At 57.8% G+C, this 15,698-nt stretch carries 13 protein-coding genes; all 13 read right to left on the bottom strand.

The annotated features are described in order from the left end of the window. Positions 1-86 precede the first annotated feature (86 nt). The 13 genes from RHM61_RS11795 to RHM61_RS11735 all read right to left on the bottom strand — a co-directional run bounded on the left by RHM61_RS11795 (position 87) and on the right by RHM61_RS11735 (position 15,693). On the bottom strand, positions 87-1,508 hold the full coding sequence (locus RHM61_RS11795) for a cobyric acid synthase (protein WP_322251098.1): 1,422 nt from the start codon (positions 1,506-1,508) through the stop codon (positions 87-89). A gap of 39 nt (positions 1,509-1,547) precedes the next feature. Next, the gene (locus RHM61_RS11790) at positions 1,548-2,984 is read right to left on the bottom strand and encodes an efflux transporter outer membrane subunit (protein ID WP_322247508.1); all 1,437 of its coding nucleotides are present in this window, start codon (positions 2,982-2,984) and stop codon (positions 1,548-1,550) included. Continuing rightward, positions 2,981-4,270, bottom strand: coding sequence for an efflux RND transporter periplasmic adaptor subunit (locus RHM61_RS11785; RefSeq protein WP_322247507.1), 1,290 nt, complete (start codon positions 4,268-4,270; stop codon positions 2,981-2,983). Before RHM61_RS11785 ends, RHM61_RS11790 begins: the two co-directional genes overlap by 4 nt. A gap of 13 nt (positions 4,271-4,283) precedes the next feature. Next, positions 4,284-7,493, bottom strand: a complete 3,210-nt coding sequence (locus RHM61_RS11780) for an efflux RND transporter permease subunit (protein WP_322247506.1) — start codon at positions 7,491-7,493, stop codon at positions 4,284-4,286. A 226-nt stretch (positions 7,494-7,719) separates the two neighbouring features. Next, the gene (locus RHM61_RS11775) at positions 7,720-8,517 is read right to left on the bottom strand and encodes an ABC transporter substrate-binding protein (protein WP_322247505.1); all 798 of its coding nucleotides are present in this window, start codon (positions 8,515-8,517) and stop codon (positions 7,720-7,722) included. After that, positions 8,518-9,441: a cobalamin-binding protein gene (locus RHM61_RS11770; RefSeq protein WP_322247504.1), complete on the bottom strand. Its 924-nt coding sequence runs from the start codon at positions 9,439-9,441 to the stop codon at positions 8,518-8,520. Beyond that, positions 9,431-10,456, bottom strand: coding sequence for a threonine-phosphate decarboxylase CobD (gene cobD, locus RHM61_RS11765; protein ID WP_322247503.1), 1,026 nt, complete (start codon positions 10,454-10,456; stop codon positions 9,431-9,433). Before cobD ends, RHM61_RS11770 begins: the two co-directional genes overlap by 11 nt. After that, positions 10,449-11,408, bottom strand: coding sequence for an adenosylcobinamide-phosphate synthase CbiB (gene cbiB / locus RHM61_RS11760; protein WP_322251097.1), 960 nt, complete (start codon positions 11,406-11,408; stop codon positions 10,449-10,451). The genes cobD and cbiB overlap by 8 nt, the downstream gene beginning before the upstream one ends. Then, positions 11,408-11,983 (bottom strand): bifunctional adenosylcobinamide kinase/adenosylcobinamide-phosphate guanylyltransferase, encoded by a 576-nt coding sequence (gene cobU / locus RHM61_RS11755; RefSeq protein WP_322247502.1) that lies wholly within the window; start codon positions 11,981-11,983, stop codon positions 11,408-11,410. Before cobU ends, cbiB begins: the two co-directional genes overlap by 1 nt. Continuing rightward, a complete protein-coding gene (locus RHM61_RS11750) occupies positions 11,980-13,275 on the bottom strand; it encodes a cobyrinate a,c-diamide synthase (protein ID WP_322247501.1) in 1,296 nt (431 codons plus the stop codon). The genes cobU and RHM61_RS11750 overlap by 4 nt, the downstream gene beginning before the upstream one ends. After that, on the bottom strand, positions 13,269-13,898 hold the full coding sequence (gene cobO / locus RHM61_RS11745) for a cob(I)yrinic acid a,c-diamide adenosyltransferase (RefSeq protein ID WP_322247500.1): 630 nt from the start codon (positions 13,896-13,898) through the stop codon (positions 13,269-13,271). Before cobO ends, RHM61_RS11750 begins: the two co-directional genes overlap by 7 nt. Continuing rightward, positions 13,895-14,674 carry an ABC transporter ATP-binding protein gene (locus RHM61_RS11740; RefSeq protein WP_322247499.1) on the bottom strand — a complete coding sequence of 260 codons (780 nt, stop codon included), beginning with the start codon at positions 14,672-14,674 and terminating at the stop codon, positions 13,895-13,897. Before RHM61_RS11740 ends, cobO begins: the two co-directional genes overlap by 4 nt. Next, positions 14,674-15,693: an iron ABC transporter permease gene (locus RHM61_RS11735; RefSeq protein WP_322247498.1), complete on the bottom strand. Its 1,020-nt coding sequence runs from the start codon at positions 15,691-15,693 to the stop codon at positions 14,674-14,676. The genes RHM61_RS11740 and RHM61_RS11735 overlap by 1 nt, the downstream gene beginning before the upstream one ends. Positions 15,694-15,698: the final 5 nt, after the last annotated feature.

Below are 15,698 nucleotides of genomic sequence, written 5' to 3'. Positions count from 1 at the left end.
CCGATTAAAAAAAGATGAGTTAACAACAATGTGATTAATTTTTTCACATTATGTTGTTCATGCCAATATTTGGCAAGCTCAGATTCTTATAGCGCCAAGATGGCCGCCAACAAGGGTGCGCAAGCATCGGCCACACGATTGATACTGTGCTCGCGCAAGGCAGCCAGGTCTGGCGTGACTTCCGATTGCAAACCGGCCCAAGCCAGGAGTGCAGCGCAGGCCTCGGGGTGATCGAACAAGCCATGCAGGTAGGTACCAAGCAGTAAATCGTCGGCCGAGCGCACGCCCTCGGCTTGCGCGTCGATATGAAACGCGGGTAAGCTGCCTGGCGTGCCAGTACTACGTCCCATATGAATTTCATACGCCTCGACGCGCGCACCGGCCGCTCCGAATGCGCAGTAGCCGCTGACTTGCTGCAGGCGCTTTTCGCGCGTCAGTTCGGTATGCACATCAAGCAGACCGAAACCGGGCGTGACACCAGCCTCCCCTTCCACTCCATGTGGATCGGCGACTGTCAGCCCGAGCATTTGGTAACCGCCACAAATGCCGATGACTTTACCGCCGTAACGCAGATGCTTGGCCAGAATATGTTGCCAGCCATGCTGTCGCAAAAAGTCCAAGTCGGCGCGGGTATTTTTACTGCCCGGTAAGATGATCAGATCGGCCGCGGGTACCGCGGCACCGGGTGCGATGAATTGCAGATCGACATCGGGATGGGCGCGCAAGGCATCAAAATCAGTGTGATTGGCGATACGCGGCAGTACCGGCACGATGACGCGAAAGCGTCCATTGCTGCTTTGCCCGGTGATGATCGCATCTTCGGCATCGAGTTGTAAGCCGTGCAGATACGGCAGCACCGCTAACACCGGCTTGCCGGTTTGTGCTTCGAGCCAGCTTAAGCCTGGCGTGAGTAAGCTGATGTCACCACGAAAGCGGTTGATGACGAAGCCGACGATGCGTTTTTGTTCGGAGGCGGACAGACAGGCCAAGGTGCCGATGAAGTGGGCGAACACGCCGCCGCGATCGATGTCGGCCACCAGAATCACCGGACAATCGACCGCTTCGGCAAAACCCATGTTAGCAATGTCGCGCTCACGCAGATTGACTTCCGCCGGGCTGCCGGCCCCTTCGACGATGATGGCTTGGTATTGTTGCTGCAGGCGCTGATACGATTCCAATACCGCGCCCATGGCAATGCTTTTGTATTGATGATAATCGCGCGCATCCATGTCGGCACGTACCTGACCATGGATGATAATTTGGGCACCGGTGTCGGAACTCGGTTTGAGCAATACCGGGTTCATATCGGTGTGAGCGAGCAGACCGGCGGCTTGCGCTTGTAAGGCTTGCGCCCGACCGATTTCACCGCCATCAACCGTGACGGCGCTGTTGAGCGCCATATTTTGCGGCTTGAGCGGTACCACCGCCACGCCTTGGCGCTGTAACAGTCGGCACAGCGCGGCGACGACGGTGGTTTTACCGGCATCCGAGGTAGTCCCTTGGACCATCAATGTAGAGATATGCATGGAACTGCCTGTAGGTAAAATTTATGGAGCGGCGACTTGCCAAGCGCCGCCGCTGGCTTTGACCAGTAATACGGCTGAGAGCATTTGTTGGCCGCGGATTTGCACCAATTGTCGCTGATTCGCTAATAAGCTTTGCTGCGCCGTGATGACATCGAGGTAGCTGGCAATGCCACCGGTATAGCGCGCATCGGTCAGTGCCAATACGCGCGCAGCGCTGCTCACGCTGCTTTGCGTATACTCGGCCGCGCGCGCCAGGGCGACACCGCCGGCGGCGGCATCGGCCAGTTCTTGCAATGCACTCAAAACACTGCGCCGGTAGGTGGCTACTGCAGCGGCATGGGCGGCCCGCGCGGCGGCGATACCGGCTTGCGTTTTACCGCCGTCAAACACGGTTTGCGTGAGTGCCGCACCGAGCGACCATAACAGACTCGGCGCGCTCAACAAATTCGCCCATTGATTGCTGTTCCAGCCTGCATTGGCCTGCAACATCAAGGTCGGGAACGCGGCGGCACGCGCCACACCGATGTTGGCATTGGCATAGGCGACGCCACGCTGAGCCGAGGCGATATCGGGACGGCGCTGCAAAATTTCAGCCGCCAATGCCTGCGGCAGGGCTGGCGGCAGCATGGCGCTGCCAGCCGGTGCCAAACGGAACTCAGCGGCGGCTTGGCCACTGAGACTGGCGATAGCATGAAGAAATTGTTGGCTTTGCTTTTGCACTAATTCGAATTGACTGCGATTGGCAGCGAGTACCGTTTCTTGCTGTGCCAAGTCGAGACCGGAAACCAATCCCAGGGCATGACGGTCATGCATGAAGCGCACCGCGCGCTGCTGTAAGTTGATGGCCTCGCTGAGCACCTGCATTTCCGCTTCGAGCGCACGCAAACTGAAGTAATCACCGGCTAATTCGGCCAGCAAAATCAGGCGGGTGTTTTCCAGCTCGCTGCGCGCTTGTTCTGCCAAGGCATCGGCACCAGCGATATTGCTCTCGACCCGACCAAACAAATCGGCTTCATAACTGACGGCAAAACCGAGCTGCTGATTGTTTTGTACGGTCGACTGGTTGCTCGCGGTATAACTGGCCACGGGCCGGTCGGCCGAGCTTTTTTGCCGCGCACTGCCGGCTTGCAGCGCTATTTGCGGAAACAGGCCGGCACTCACCACTTGGGCCTGCGCGCGTGCTTGCTGCAAACGTGCCACGGCGACTTGCAGGCCAGGGTTATTCGCAATCAGTGACTGCGCTAAGGCATCGAGCTGCGGGTCGCCGAACATGCGCCACCAATTGCCTTTATCGGTGGCGTCAAGCGCTTGCGCCGACTGAAACAAACTCTGCATAGGACTACTCTCGCTCGCCGCAGTCGCTGCACTAGCCACACTTGGTGTGCTCGCTGCGCGTGGCACATTGCTACAGGCAGCCAACAGCATGGCAGCGAGCAGCGTACTGGCGGCGCGCTTCATGAAGCCGCCTTCGCTGTGCGCGCCGCTTTTTCAGCCGGCGCTTCCTTGTGAGGCTTGCTGCCCTTGTCGCTGCGCGCGGCTTGATCGATGAACGGGGTGGCCACCACCACATCCTGTTCGGCCAAGGAATCGGGTGGATTCATGAGCAACTGATCAGTGACATCGATGCCACGAATAATTTCCAACGCGTTTCCGAGGTCGCGGCCGATGCTGACGGTTTGCAAACGGATCTGTCCTTTGGCATCGACGATGGCCACGCGTGTCCCTTCCGGACGAAACAGCAGCACATTCGATGGCACGGTTAAGCTTACGCCGCCGGCCGCGGGAGTCAGCGCCACCTCCACATAGGCGCCGGCCAGCAGTGCGTGATCGGTATTCGCCAAGGCAATTTCAATTTGCATGCTGCGGCTGGCGACATCGATGGCACCGGCGGTGCGCACCACCGTGCCATCAAACACTTGCTCGGGTAATTCTTTCTGGCTGATGCTGACATGGTCGCCGGTTTTGACACGCTGGGCATAGGCTTGCGGCAGATAGACGTAGACGCGTAATTGGCTGGTCTGGGCCAGCGTGAACAAGGCGCGCGCGGCACCGGTATTACCGGCATCGACCAAATCGCCGACTTCAATATTGCGATGGGTAATCACACCGGCAAACGGTGCGACGATGCGTTTGAAGGCCTGCTGCTTTTGCAAACGCTCGACATTGGCTTGGGCCGCAGCGAGGTTGGCTTTGGCTTGGGCAGAGGCGCTGTTGCGTTCATTGAGTTCTTGCGCGGTCACGGCGTCTTTTTGGCGTAAAGCTTCCCAACGCGCCAGCGAACTGGCGGCCAGATCAAAACTGGCGCTGGCTTGTGCGCGTGCAGCCACGGCTTGCGCCAGTTGCAGATCGATTTCCGGCGTATCCAAGTCGGCCAATAACTCACCTGCCGCCACTTGACTGCCGATATCTTTATAGCGATGCAGTACATAACCACTGCTGCGCGCGTAAATCGGCGCTTCGGTTTGACCGAGCAAGGTGCCGGGTAAAGTCAGCACGACTTTGCCGCCGGCCGCTTTGGCATGCACCGTTTGCACATACAGTTTGCCCTGCGCGGCATTGCTGCTGGCCAGGTCGCGTGCCCGCACGACGCGCAAACCCAAGGTGGCAAGCGCACCCAACAGCATTGCCAACAAAACCAAAGCCGCAATCAAACGGGCGCGCCGTAATATTTGTGTGCGCTGCGGGTGGGTCGCGTGATCCGGGGCGGCATGCATGCCGAGTGCGAGGTGAGATTTTTCAGACATATCAAGACTTCCCTTACTGAACAGCTGGCAATGATGATGCCGGCGCAGACCGTGATCGCCGCCCAGCGAGATACTTATGGATACCGGCGAATACCACCGGTACGAAAAACAGGGTTGAGATCGTGGCAAACAGCAAACCACCGATGACGGCCCGACCGAGCGGCGCATTTTGTTCCGCGCCTTCGCCGAAACCAATCGCCATCGGCACCATGCCGATGATCATCGCCAGCGCCGTCATCAGCACCGGCCGGATGCGGGTGGCACCGGCTTCGAGCGCAGCCGACAGCGGCGGCGCCCCTTGGTCCATACATTGGCGCGCGAATGAGACCATCAAAATACTGTTGGCCGTCGCTACCCCCATGGTCATGATGGCACCGGTCAAGGCCGGTACACTCAAGGGGGTATGACTGAGGAAGAGCATCCAGACGATACCGGCTAAGGCTGCCGGTAAGGCGCTGATGATGATCAAAGGATCGATCCAAGACTGGAAATTGACGACAATGAGCAGATACACCAAGATAATTGCCATCACCAAGCCAAGACCCAGACCCAAGAATGAACTTCTCATGGTTTCGACTTGGCCGCGCACGGTAATGCTGGCACCACGTGGCAGCTCCTTGCGTGCCGCCTCGACCAATTGCTCAAGCTCGCCAGCCACGCCGGCCAAATCGCGTCCTTCGACGCTGACATATAAGTCGATCACCGGCTTGATGTTGTAGCGCGAAACTACCGCCAATTGCGAAGCCGGACGCACTTGCACCAAATTGCCGAGCAATTGGGTGGACATGCTGCCGTCGCTTGCGGCGGCTTGGCCGGCGACTTGAGCAGCAGATTTGATCGGCGTGCGTAACAAACTATCAAGGTCGCCGTTACGGTATTGTGGCGTTTGAATCGCCACGCTGTAGACCACACCGTTGACTGGATTAAACCAAAATGCCGGCGCAGTTTGAAAACTGCCGGACAAGGATACCAACAGATTTTGCGCGATATCGACCGGATTGAGGCCCAACTGTTTGATCTGAATGCGATCGGTTTCCAGTGCCAAGGTCGGCAAATCGTTTTTTTGATGAATATGTACATCGACGGTGCCGGGAATACGGCTGACTTGCTTCATCAGGCGGCTGGCGATTTGATAGTTGCCTTTGACATCGGCACCGGCGATTTGAATGTCGATGGCCGCTGGCAAACCGAAATTCAGAATCTGAGTGACGATATCGGCCGGCTGAAAATAAAATTCCACGCCAGGGAAACGACGCGGCAATTCTTGTCGCAACCGTTGCACATACTGTGACGCCGGGCCATGCTCAGGCTTGAGCGACATCAGAATTTCGCCATCCATCGCGCCTATCGTACCGCCGGTGCCATACGATAAATTAATACCGCTGTAGGGTAAGCCGAGGTTATCGAGTATGGTGTCGAGCTCAGCAGCCGGAATAATACTGCGGATGACTTTTTCCACTTCATCGGCAATGCGCGCAGTTTCTTCGATACGGGTGCCGGTGGGCGCCCGCATATGTAAACGGATTTGGCCGGAATCGACGCTAGGGAAGAAATCGCGCCCAAGTGTGGCGACGAGTGCGCAAGAGGCAATGCAAAAGGCCAGAAAGACCCCAGCGAAAACTTTGCGATGTGTCAGCAAGCTGGCGAGAATGATGATGTAGCCACCACGGAATTGTTCAAAACCGGCATCGAAGCGACGATACACGCGCTGTAACAGACTCGGTGCAGCAGCAGCGTCGCTGTGAGCCTGCCCCATCATCATCAACACCAAGGTCGGCACCAAGGTGCGCGAGAGGATATACGAAGCCAGCATGGCGAACACTACCGCCTCGGCCAAGGGTACGAACAGAAAGCGCGCCACCCCGGTGAGGAAAAACATCGGCACGAAGACGATACAGATACACAAAGTGGAAACCAGCGCCGGTACCGCGATTTCACCGGCACCGTCGAGTATCGCAGTTTCCAGTGGCACGCCCAGATGTAAATGGCGCTCGATGTTTTCTATCGTCACAGTGGCATCGTCGACCAAGATGCCGACTGCCAGTGCCAAACCGCCTAAGGTCATGATGTTGATGGTTTCGCCCAGCGCATACAAAGCCAAAATCGAGGATAAAATCGACAGCGGTATCGAGATAGCGATGATCAGGGTGCTGCGCCAGTTACCGAGAAACAGTAAGATCATCAGCGCTGTCAAACAGGCCGCAATCAGCGCCTCATGAATCACGCCACTGATCGCCGCTTTGACGAATACCGATTGATCGAACAGGGTGGAGATTTTCAAATCCTTGGGTAAGCCGAGCGCGACCTCAGGTAAGATCGATTTAATGTTGCTGACAATCTTCAGCGTCGACGAAGCCCCATTTTTCAGTACCGACAGCAACGCACCGCGCTGGCCGTCTTGACGAACGATATTGGTTTGCGGCGAAAAGCCATCGCGCACATGGGCGACTTCGGATAAATACGTGGTGCTGCCGTTTTTAGCTGACACCGGAATTTGGTTGAGGCCGGCAATGGTGTCGGGCGAACCGTTCATGCTGACATTAAATTCAGTGGCACCGATTTTCGCCGTGCCCGATGGCAGTGCCAAATTCTGTGCATTGACCGCGTTGACCACATCGGTCGGCGTCAGACCTTTGGCCAGCAGTGCCTGATTGTCGAGATCGACTGAGACGACGCGCATTTTACCGCCGTAGGGGTAGGGAATCGCCGCACCGGGCACGGTGATCAGTTGCGGACGCAGAAAATTGATAGCGGTATCGCCAAGCGCCTGTTCAGTCATAGTCGGACTCGACAAACCGAGCTGCACCACCGGAATGCTGGAGGCGGAATATTTGATGATCAAGGGCGGCGTCATCCCAGCCGGTAATTGCCGCAATTGCGCTTGTTCGATCGCCACGACTTGGGCAATCGCCGTCTGGATATTCACTTCCGGTTGAAAAAATATCTTGATGATGGCAATCCCGGCCAAGGATTGCGATTCGATGTGTTCGATGTCATTGACCGTAGTGGTCAAACTGCGCTCGGAGGTAGCGGTAACACGTTGTCCCATTTCTTGCGCCGACAAACCGCCGTAATTCCAAATAATGCTGATGACTGGGATATTGATATCGGGGAAAATATCGGTTGCCATCTTGGTCAGCACCAACGGCGTCGACAACAAGATAAGCAGCGCCATCACGATGAACGTGTACGGGCGGCGAAGGGCAATCTGAACTATCCACATGGGGGCAACCTGAAAACGGAGTAGTAACACTGCCTACAAAAACAGCGGCAGCGTTGCCGCAGCTTTGACAGAGGCAAGCAAGCGCAGTCGGCATGATTGCGAAAGCCGGCAAAAATATTGCCATCAATCAAAAATCAGCGCTCCCGGATTGTAACGGAAAATCCCAATTCTTAGGGTCTGTTGTGTACATCACTACCTAAGGAAGCACCGCCAACAGCGCGCTAAGTCAGCAGTTCTGCGCTTGCCAATCGGCGATCAGCGCATGTATCGCCAGCAAACCATGTTCGATAGCGGCCGGCCCGGGAGAGAGAATATCGGCCGATTTGATTTCGAATACGCAAGCATTCCTGAGCGCCGGAATCGCTGACCAACCGGGACGGGCGGCAAGCGCAGCGGGCTGAAACTTTTTGCCACACCAAGAGCCGATAATGATGTCAGGCGCGCGCCGCACCACTTCGAGCGGATCGGCGATGATGCGCTGTTTGGCGCTGTGGTGGACGGCGAGATCGGCAAACACATCGGTGCCGCCGGCGAGCTCAATCAAGTCAGACACCCAGCCGATGCCGGCCATGAGCGGCTCATTCCATTCTTCAAAATAGATTTTCGGGCGGCGCGTCCAGGCGCTGCTTTGTTGCTCGACCATGGAAATTTTGGCACGTAAAGCAGCACATAGTTGCTGCCCTTCGATGCGTTTATCCAGCAAGCATGCCAAGCTGCTGATCATACGAAAAATTCCGGCGACGTCGCGCTGATTATAGGCATGCACTTCGACGCCGGCTGCGACCAATTCGGCGCACACCGCCGCCTGCATATTCGAGTAAGCGATGACCAAATCCGGTTGTACCGCCAAAATGCGCTCAATTTTTGCGGAAGAAAAACCACTGATCTTGGGTTTTTCCGCGCGTGCCCGCACCGGTCGCGTGGTATATCCGGAAATTCCGACGACTAAATCCTCGAGCCCGAGCGCATACATCACTTCCACTGCTTCGGTCGATAAACAGGCGATTCTTTGATAGGGAGACATTTATTTTACTCCGGCCAGCGGGTGGCGAATGTGTTCGAGGACTTCGCAGATGGCGCGCGCGCCGGCCAGTATCCGCGGCCCCGGACGGTTCAAGAGATCGCCATCGAGCGTGACCAGATGCTGATTTTTATTGGCGGCTAAACTGGGGAAAGCTTTCCATTGTTGCAAGCCATTATTATGTTGACTCGTGCTTTCGGCATCGATGATCAGATCCGGATTACTTTTCAAGACGGCTTCGACGTCAACCAAGGGCGCGATCGCCGGCAAACGTCCGAACACATTCTCAGCGCCGCACAAACGCATGGCATCGCTGGCGATATGACTGTCATTGAGGGTGTAGAGCGGTTTCGCCCAGACTTGGTAGAAAATCTTCAGCGGCGCGCTCGGCGGCTTGGTCTGCGCATACTTTACTTTGAGCGCTTGCAGTTGACTGCGAAAATCTGCCGCGGCAGCCTGCGCCGTCGTCTCGGTACCGCTCAAGCGCCCGAGTTTGATGAGGGTATCGGGAATCTGCTCAAGTCGCTGCGGTTCGCTGAAAAACAAGGGAATCCCGGCTTCGCGCAGCGCCTGCATTTGCCGGTCGAAGGCACCATGGGTCCAGACCACCAACAGATCAGGTTTCAAGGCCAGCACACGTTCCATGTCAATCTGCCGCAAATCACCGATGCGCGGAATGGCTTTGGCCGCTTCCGGATAATCACTGTATTTAACCGTCGCCACGATCTGCGAACCGGCACCGGCGGCGAACAAAAGCTCGGTAACATGCGGTGCCAAGCTGATGATGCGGCGCGCCGGCACTTTCAAATTGACAGTATTGCCGAGATCATCGGTAACGCTGAGCGCGGCGGCAGTGGCGCTGAACGCCATCAAACACAGGGTGCCGCACAGGCGCAGCGTCGACTTGGAAAACCACTCAGTGGGCATGCTGACTCCATTCGTTCAAAGCAAGACTCAAGCGTTCCCAACCGGCGGCCGTGCCCGGCAAGCCGAAGCGCAAACCATGTGGGCGCTGCGCGCCAGCGGCAAACCAGCGCAACCAAATTCCGCGCTCGGCCATGAAACGCCACAGCAGTTCGGTGCGGCCTGCGAGATCGCGGTCGCTGACCCACTGAAACAAGTCGGTTCCACTGCTGGCAAAGCCATGGGCATGCAACAGCGCGCGCAAGCCTTGGCCAGCATCCGCCAGGGTTTGCCGCATCTCGCTCTGCCAGACGCGGTCACTGAGGGCAGCACAGGCGATCTGCTGGGCCGGTCCGTTGAGGGTCCAAGGCCCCAACCAAGCGGCGAGCCGATGCAGCAGCTTTGCTTCTGCGGCGACGAAGCCGACCCGAATGCCGGCCAGACCAAAAAACTTACCGACTGAGCGCAGCACGATCAAGCCGGCTACACCGCTATGCGGGCACACACTCAGGGCCGGCATGGTATCGCCAAATGCTTCATCGACCACCAGCCAGCCACCGCGTTGCGCCAATCGGGCCGCCCAAGCCAGCAACTGGGCCGGGGCCACGCTGGCACCGGTAGGATTATTCGGATTGCACAGCACCACGACATCGGCCTGATCGATCGCCGCCTCCAACTCAGAATAAGCAATTTCGCTCACGGCATGACCGGCGCAACGCCATTGATGCGCGTGTTCGGCATATGATGGTGCCGCCACTACCACGCGTGCGATCGCGCGCAAACGGGGCAAGGCCTGAATCGCCGCTTGGCTACCGGCCACTGCCAACATGCGTGGTGCACGGTAACAGGCGCAGGCGGCATCGAGCAGTGCCTTCGAGGTTTCCGGCAAGCGGTGCCAAACATCGGCAGCCAGTGGCGGCACCGGATAATAATGCGGATTGATACCGGTAGAGAGATCAAGCCATTGTTCCAGCGGGCGGCCGAAATTACCTACGGCATCGTGCAAATTACCGCCATGTTCAAGTAAAGTTTCACGCATAGTTGATTCCTACAGTAAATAGCACGCGGCCGAGGGCCAGCAAGCTGAGCGCGCCGCACCACAAATACAGCACTGCGCGCACTAACTGCCAGGCGCGCGTGATGTCCGCTGCCAGCGCTGCCCTGCCCTGACCGAGCGGCGGCCGAATTTCATCGATACCGTCATAACGCGCGCGACCACCGAGTTGCACACCGAGTGCGCCGGCACCGGCGGCCATCACCGGCCCGGCATTCGGGCTATCCCAAGCCGGGGCTTGACGCCGCCAACACTGCAAGGCCAGCTTGGTATCACCGAGCACAGCATAACTCAGTGCCGTCAGCCGGGCCGGTACCCAATTGAGCACATCGTCACTGCGCGCCGCCACACAACCGAAGCGCAGCCAGCGCTCGGACCGATAACCCCACATGGCATCGAGGGTATTCGTCAAACGATGCAGCACTGCGCCTGCACCGCCGAGTAACAGAAACCAAAATACACTGGCAAATACGGCATCGGCACCGTTTTCCAACAGCGATTCAACACTGGCCTTGGCCAAACTGGCCGCATCGGCATGGCCGGTATCGCGGCTGACGATATACGAAGTCAGACGCCGTGCGGTGGCTAAATCATCTTGTTCGAGCGCGGCTTGGATCGGTAAATTATGTTCCTTCAAGCTGCGCAAGCCAAGACAAAAATACAGCAACAAGGCATGTGCAAGCACGGCCAAGAAAACACTATAACGCGCCAAGGCCCAGAGCGCGGCTTGCAGCGCCAGCACCGGCGGCAGCACCAACAGCGCCCAGGCGCAGGCCCCGCGCCAGCGTCCGGCAGCCGGTCGATTCCAGCGCTGTTCCAAGCGCTGCGCCAAGCTACCGAAACCAACCAAGGGATGCCAACGCCGGACTTCTCCAAAGCAGGAATCAAGCAGCAGGCCGAGCAACAGCGCGGCCAACACCAGCATTCCACTGAGCATCAGCATTGCTGCCCTTTGAGTAACAGCGGTAAGCCGGCCGCCACCCAGACCACTTGTTCGCATTCGGCCGCCAGCGCCTGATTGAGCCGCCCCGCTTCATCGACGAACCAGCGCGACAACGCCCCCATCGGCACGATACCCATCCCCACTTCATTCGACACCAGAATCACCTCGCCGGCCGCCGCCGACAAGGCACTGAGCAAGGCGGCGCGTTGTTCGAGGAATAGCGGCGGCGAATTGATGCTGCCGATATCAGGAAATTCAGTGGCATTCGAGAGCACGCAATTCGACAACCACAGCGTCAGACAATCGATCAGCAAAATATGCCGTGGCGAGCTGTAGCGACGAATCGCCGTGCCCAATTCCAGCGGCTGCTCCAGCGTGATCCAGCCTGCCGGCCGACGTTGCCGGTGATGCGCGATGCGGCTTTGCATTTCGCTGTCGCTGTCGCCGGCGGCGGCGGTGGCGATGTAAATCACTTGACGGCCACCATCCGCACTCAATTTCGCAGCCAATTTTTCTGCATAGGCGCTCTTCCCGGAACGCGCTCCACCGAAGATCAAATGACATCTCATGCGGCCACCGTGAACAACTGTGCCGCGACGGCCGGGGCCGAGCGAAAGTAAGCATGAAAATACGAAGCGCGCAGCGTGCCGACGGCATAGATTGCTTCGCCGGCATCGTCACTACGCTGGCGACGTGTATGGGTCAACGGTAGCAAATCGGTGTCGCAACGCGAGTAATGAAACGTATGCCCGCGCAGTTGCTCTTGCTCGAATTGCCATGCTTGCCCGCCGAGGCCGGCCAAGCGGCTTTGCATATGTATTTTTCCAGGCAACAAGCCGGCCATCGGCCAGCACTGCCCCTGCAGATCGGTCAAACTCTCGGCCAGCGCCATCATACCGCCGCATTCGGCCCAAATCGGCAGACCGGCTGCGTGGGCCGCGCGCACGGATGCTTGCCAGCGCGGTGCACGACTGAGCTCGGCCGCGTGCAATTCAGGATAACCGCCCGGTAAATAAAGGGCATCGGCCGCAGCCGGAATCGCGGCATCGTTCAAGGGCGAAAAAAACAGTAACTCGGCACCGAGTTCGCGCAGACAGGCGAGATTATCGGGATACAGAAATGCAAAGGCGGCGTCATGTGCGATGGCGATGCGTCGTCCCGCCAGCAGTGCCGGCAAGGCTGACATCGCGGGGGCCGTGAAACTGACCGAAGGCAGCGCTTCCCACGCCGCCAGATCGAGATCGAGTTCGGCGGCTAAACTGTCGAGCAAGGCATCGAGCTGCGCCACTTCATCAGGCAAGACCAAACCGAGATGCCGCTCCGGCAAACTGACGCTTTGCCCGCGCAAGCTGCCCAATAAAGGAATATCGCGCATCGCGCTGGCGACCATGGCGGCATGCCCGGGCGAAGCGATGCGATTGGCGATCACTCCGGCCAGCACGACCGGTCCGAAATCACGCAAACCCAGCGCCACTGCACCGACTGTTTGGGCCATGGCAGCCGCATCGAGAACGGCCAGTACCGGCACACCAAAGGCTTGCGCCAAATCGGCCGAAGATGGCGCGCCGTCATACAGACCCATCACCCCTTCGATCAAAATCACATCAGCCTGTGCCGCCGCCTGCGCTAACTTGGCCTGACAAGTGGCGGCACCGACCATCCACAAATCGAGATTATCGACCGCGCCCCCGCAGGCCCGCGCCAGCAACATCGGGTCGATGAAGTCGGGGCCACTCTTGAAAATGCGTACGCGCTTTCCAGCTTGCACCAGCTTACGTGCCAGCGCCGCCGTCACGGTGGTTTTACCCTGTCCGGAAGCGATCGCGCTGATTAATACCGCCTTGGCAATATGGCTTACCATTCGACCCCCGCCTGCGCGACAATCCCCTCTTGGAAGGCATGTTTGAGCGGCTGCATTTCGCTGACCGTATCGGCGATGGCGATCAATTCCGGCAAAGCACCTCGCCCAGTCACCACCACATGCTGCATCTCCGGACGCGCATCGAGGTCGGCCATCACGGTCGCGAGATCTAAGTAATGGTATTTGAGGGCGATATTCAATTCATCGAGTACCACCAAACCGATTTCCGGATCACTGAGAAATTTTTTCGCTTGTTCCCAGGCCAAGGCCGCTTTTTCCATGTCGCGTTCACGATTCTGTGTCACCCAGGTATAGCCTTCACCCATCGCATGAAAGGACACTTCATCAGGAAAACGTCGCAAAAAAATCTCTTCTCCAGTGGCCAGCGCCCCTTTGATGAACTGTACCACGCCAACCTTCATGCCATGACCAAGCGCACGCATGACCATGCCGAAGGCACTCGAACTTTTACCCTTGCCATTGCCGGTATGGATGATCAGCACGCCGGTAGTACGCTGGGCTTGCTCGATTTTTTCATCCATCAAGGCTTTCTTGCGTTCCATACGGCGTTGATGGCGGCTATTGATATCGGCCTCTGCCGTAACTGGGAGTGTTGTGCTCATGTGGATTCCTTGGCAATTTGTTTAGGTAGAAAAATGGTCTGCCCTTGATGCTTGAAGCTGTCGATCTCGTGGCCTAAGCAAGCGCTCAATGGCTCGGCGCGCAGCACTTCAGCCGCGCAGCCGGCTTGCCAGCTGCCATCGCCATGCAACAGCAAGGCATGGGTGGCGATACGATGAGCGAGATTGAGATCATGGCTGACCATCACGACGGTTTTATTTTGTTGTCTGCATTGATCTGAAAACAGCTGCATGACACTGACCTGATGCGCCAGATCGAGCGCAGTGGCCGGTTCGTCGAGCAGCATTAATTGAGCATCCTGCGCCAGCACGGCAGCAATCGCCACCCGTTGACGCTCGCCGCCCGAAAGACTACGCACATCGCGCTCGGCCAATTCGGCCACATCGAGCTGCGCCAATGCCGCGTGCGCACATTGCAGATCTTGCTCCGATTCCCAGTACTGCTGGCCCTGATACGGATGGCGCGCCGTGAGCACACTGTCGATCACGCGGTAGGCAAAGGCATCGCTGCGCGCTTGCGGTAAAAATGCACGTGCCTGTGCCAGCGCCAGCAAAGGCCAATCCTTCACATTCTTTTGCTGCAAGAAGATACTGCCAGCTTGTGGCTGGCGCAATCCAGCCAGGGTGCGCAGCAAGCTGCTTTTGCCGGCACCATTGCGACCGATAATGCACCAGCACTCGCCGGCAGCAAGAGTCAAATTCAATTGTTCCACCAAAATGCGCGCGCCTATCTGCAGGCTGAGTCCACGAACTTCCATCAATGCCTCCGCATCTGATGTAACTGTAATAAAAACAAGGGCACACCGATGAGCGCGGTAATCACTCCGACCGGTAATTGTTGCGGTGCCAAGGCGGTACGCGCAATGGTATCGGCCAACACCAGAAAGCTGCCGCCGGCCAGAGTGGCGGCCGGAATCAGCAGGCGATGATCCGGGCCGAGTAAAAAGCGGCAGGCATGCGGCATAATGAGGCCAACGAAGCCAATGCTACCAGCGGTACTGACGGCACTGGCCGTTAACAAGGCCGAACAAAAAAACAAGCGCTGGCGCAGCGCGCCGACATCTACCCCGAGCGTGGCGGCATTATCAGCATGCAGGGCGGCGACATTCATCGCGCGCGCATTGCGTAACGAAAACAGCAACACGCCGCCCAAGACTAGCCACGGCATCGTGCGGCTTTGGGTATTCGACAAATCCCCTATCATCCAGAACACCATGCCGCGCAAGCGACTGTCGGGAGCGATCGAGAGCATCAGGGTAATCAAGGCACCACAACCGGCCGCGACAATCACCCCGGTCAATAATAAAATCGGGGCACTGCCATCGCTGCTGCCGCTGCCGCGAAAATCGCGATACGCGAGTAAAAACAATAAGGCCGCAACACCCAGGGCACCACCGAACGCAGCCAGATCAATCATCCAGAAACTGCCATAAAATAAGATCATTGCCAGTGCCGCCACCGCAGCACCACCGGAAATACCGAGCACATACGGATCGGCCAAAGGATTACGCAACAAGGCTTGCATCATCACGCCGGACAAGGCCAGCGTGGCACCGACCACGAAGGCGGTCAGCGCGCGCCCCATGCGTAAATCGAGCAAGCTGGCAGCCAGCGAAGTCGGCGGCCCTTGCAATAATTCCAGCAAAGCATGCCAGAGCTCGGCCACACTCAGGGTAACTGAGCCGGTCAGGCAGGCCAACAACACAGCCAGCACCGAGATGACTAACAGTGCCGGCAACATCCACTGCCTGCGCCGCAGAAGAGAGAAATAAGACATGGATA

Origin of the sequence: Undibacterium sp. CCC3.4, from assembly GCF_034347425.1 — a bacterium.
Lineage (GTDB): Bacteria > Pseudomonadota > Gammaproteobacteria > Burkholderiales > Burkholderiaceae_D > Undibacterium.
This window is presented reverse-complemented; position numbering and strand designations above follow the sequence as displayed.

What these genes read in the sequence shown, in the direction of transcription:
- RHM61_RS11785 (WP_322247507.1), bottom strand. Translation starts at nt 4,270, where the DNA reads ATGTCTGAAAAATCTCACCTCGCACTCGGCATGCATGCCGCCCCGGAT.
- RHM61_RS11770 (WP_322247504.1), bottom strand. Translation starts at nt 9,441, where the DNA reads ATGCCCACTGAGTGGTTTTCCAAGTCGACGCTGCGCCTGTGCGGCACC.
- cbiB (WP_322251097.1), bottom strand. Translation starts at nt 11,408, where the DNA reads ATGCTCAGTGGAATGCTGGTGTTGGCCGCGCTGTTGCTCGGCCTGCTG.
- RHM61_RS11790 (WP_322247508.1), bottom strand. Translation starts at nt 2,984, where the DNA reads ATGAAGCGCGCCGCCAGTACGCTGCTCGCTGCCATGCTGTTGGCTGCC.
- RHM61_RS11795 (WP_322251098.1), bottom strand. Translation starts at nt 1,508, where the DNA reads ATGGTCCAAGGGACTACCTCGGATGCCGGTAAAACCACCGTCGTCGCC.
- RHM61_RS11780 (WP_322247506.1), bottom strand. Translation starts at nt 7,493, where the DNA reads ATGTGGATAGTTCAGATTGCCCTTCGCCGCCCGTACACGTTCATCGTG.
- RHM61_RS11740 (WP_322247499.1), bottom strand. Translation starts at nt 14,674, where the DNA reads ATGGAAGTTCGTGGACTCAGCCTGCAGATAGGCGCGCGCATTTTGGTG.
- cobO (WP_322247500.1), bottom strand. Translation starts at nt 13,898, where the DNA reads ATGAGCACAACACTCCCAGTTACGGCAGAGGCCGATATCAATAGCCGC.
- cobU (WP_322247502.1), bottom strand. Translation starts at nt 11,983, where the DNA reads ATGAGATGTCATTTGATCTTCGGTGGAGCGCGTTCCGGGAAGAGCGCC.
- RHM61_RS11750 (WP_322247501.1), bottom strand. Translation starts at nt 13,275, where the DNA reads ATGGTAAGCCATATTGCCAAGGCGGTATTAATCAGCGCGATCGCTTCC.
- cobD (WP_322247503.1), bottom strand. Translation starts at nt 10,456, where the DNA reads ATGCGTGAAACTTTACTTGAACATGGCGGTAATTTGCACGATGCCGTA.
- RHM61_RS11735 (WP_322247498.1), bottom strand. Translation starts at nt 15,693, where the DNA reads ATGTCTTATTTCTCTCTTCTGCGGCGCAGGCAGTGGATGTTGCCGGCA.
- RHM61_RS11775 (WP_322247505.1), bottom strand. Translation starts at nt 8,517, where the DNA reads ATGTCTCCCTATCAAAGAATCGCCTGTTTATCGACCGAAGCAGTGGAA.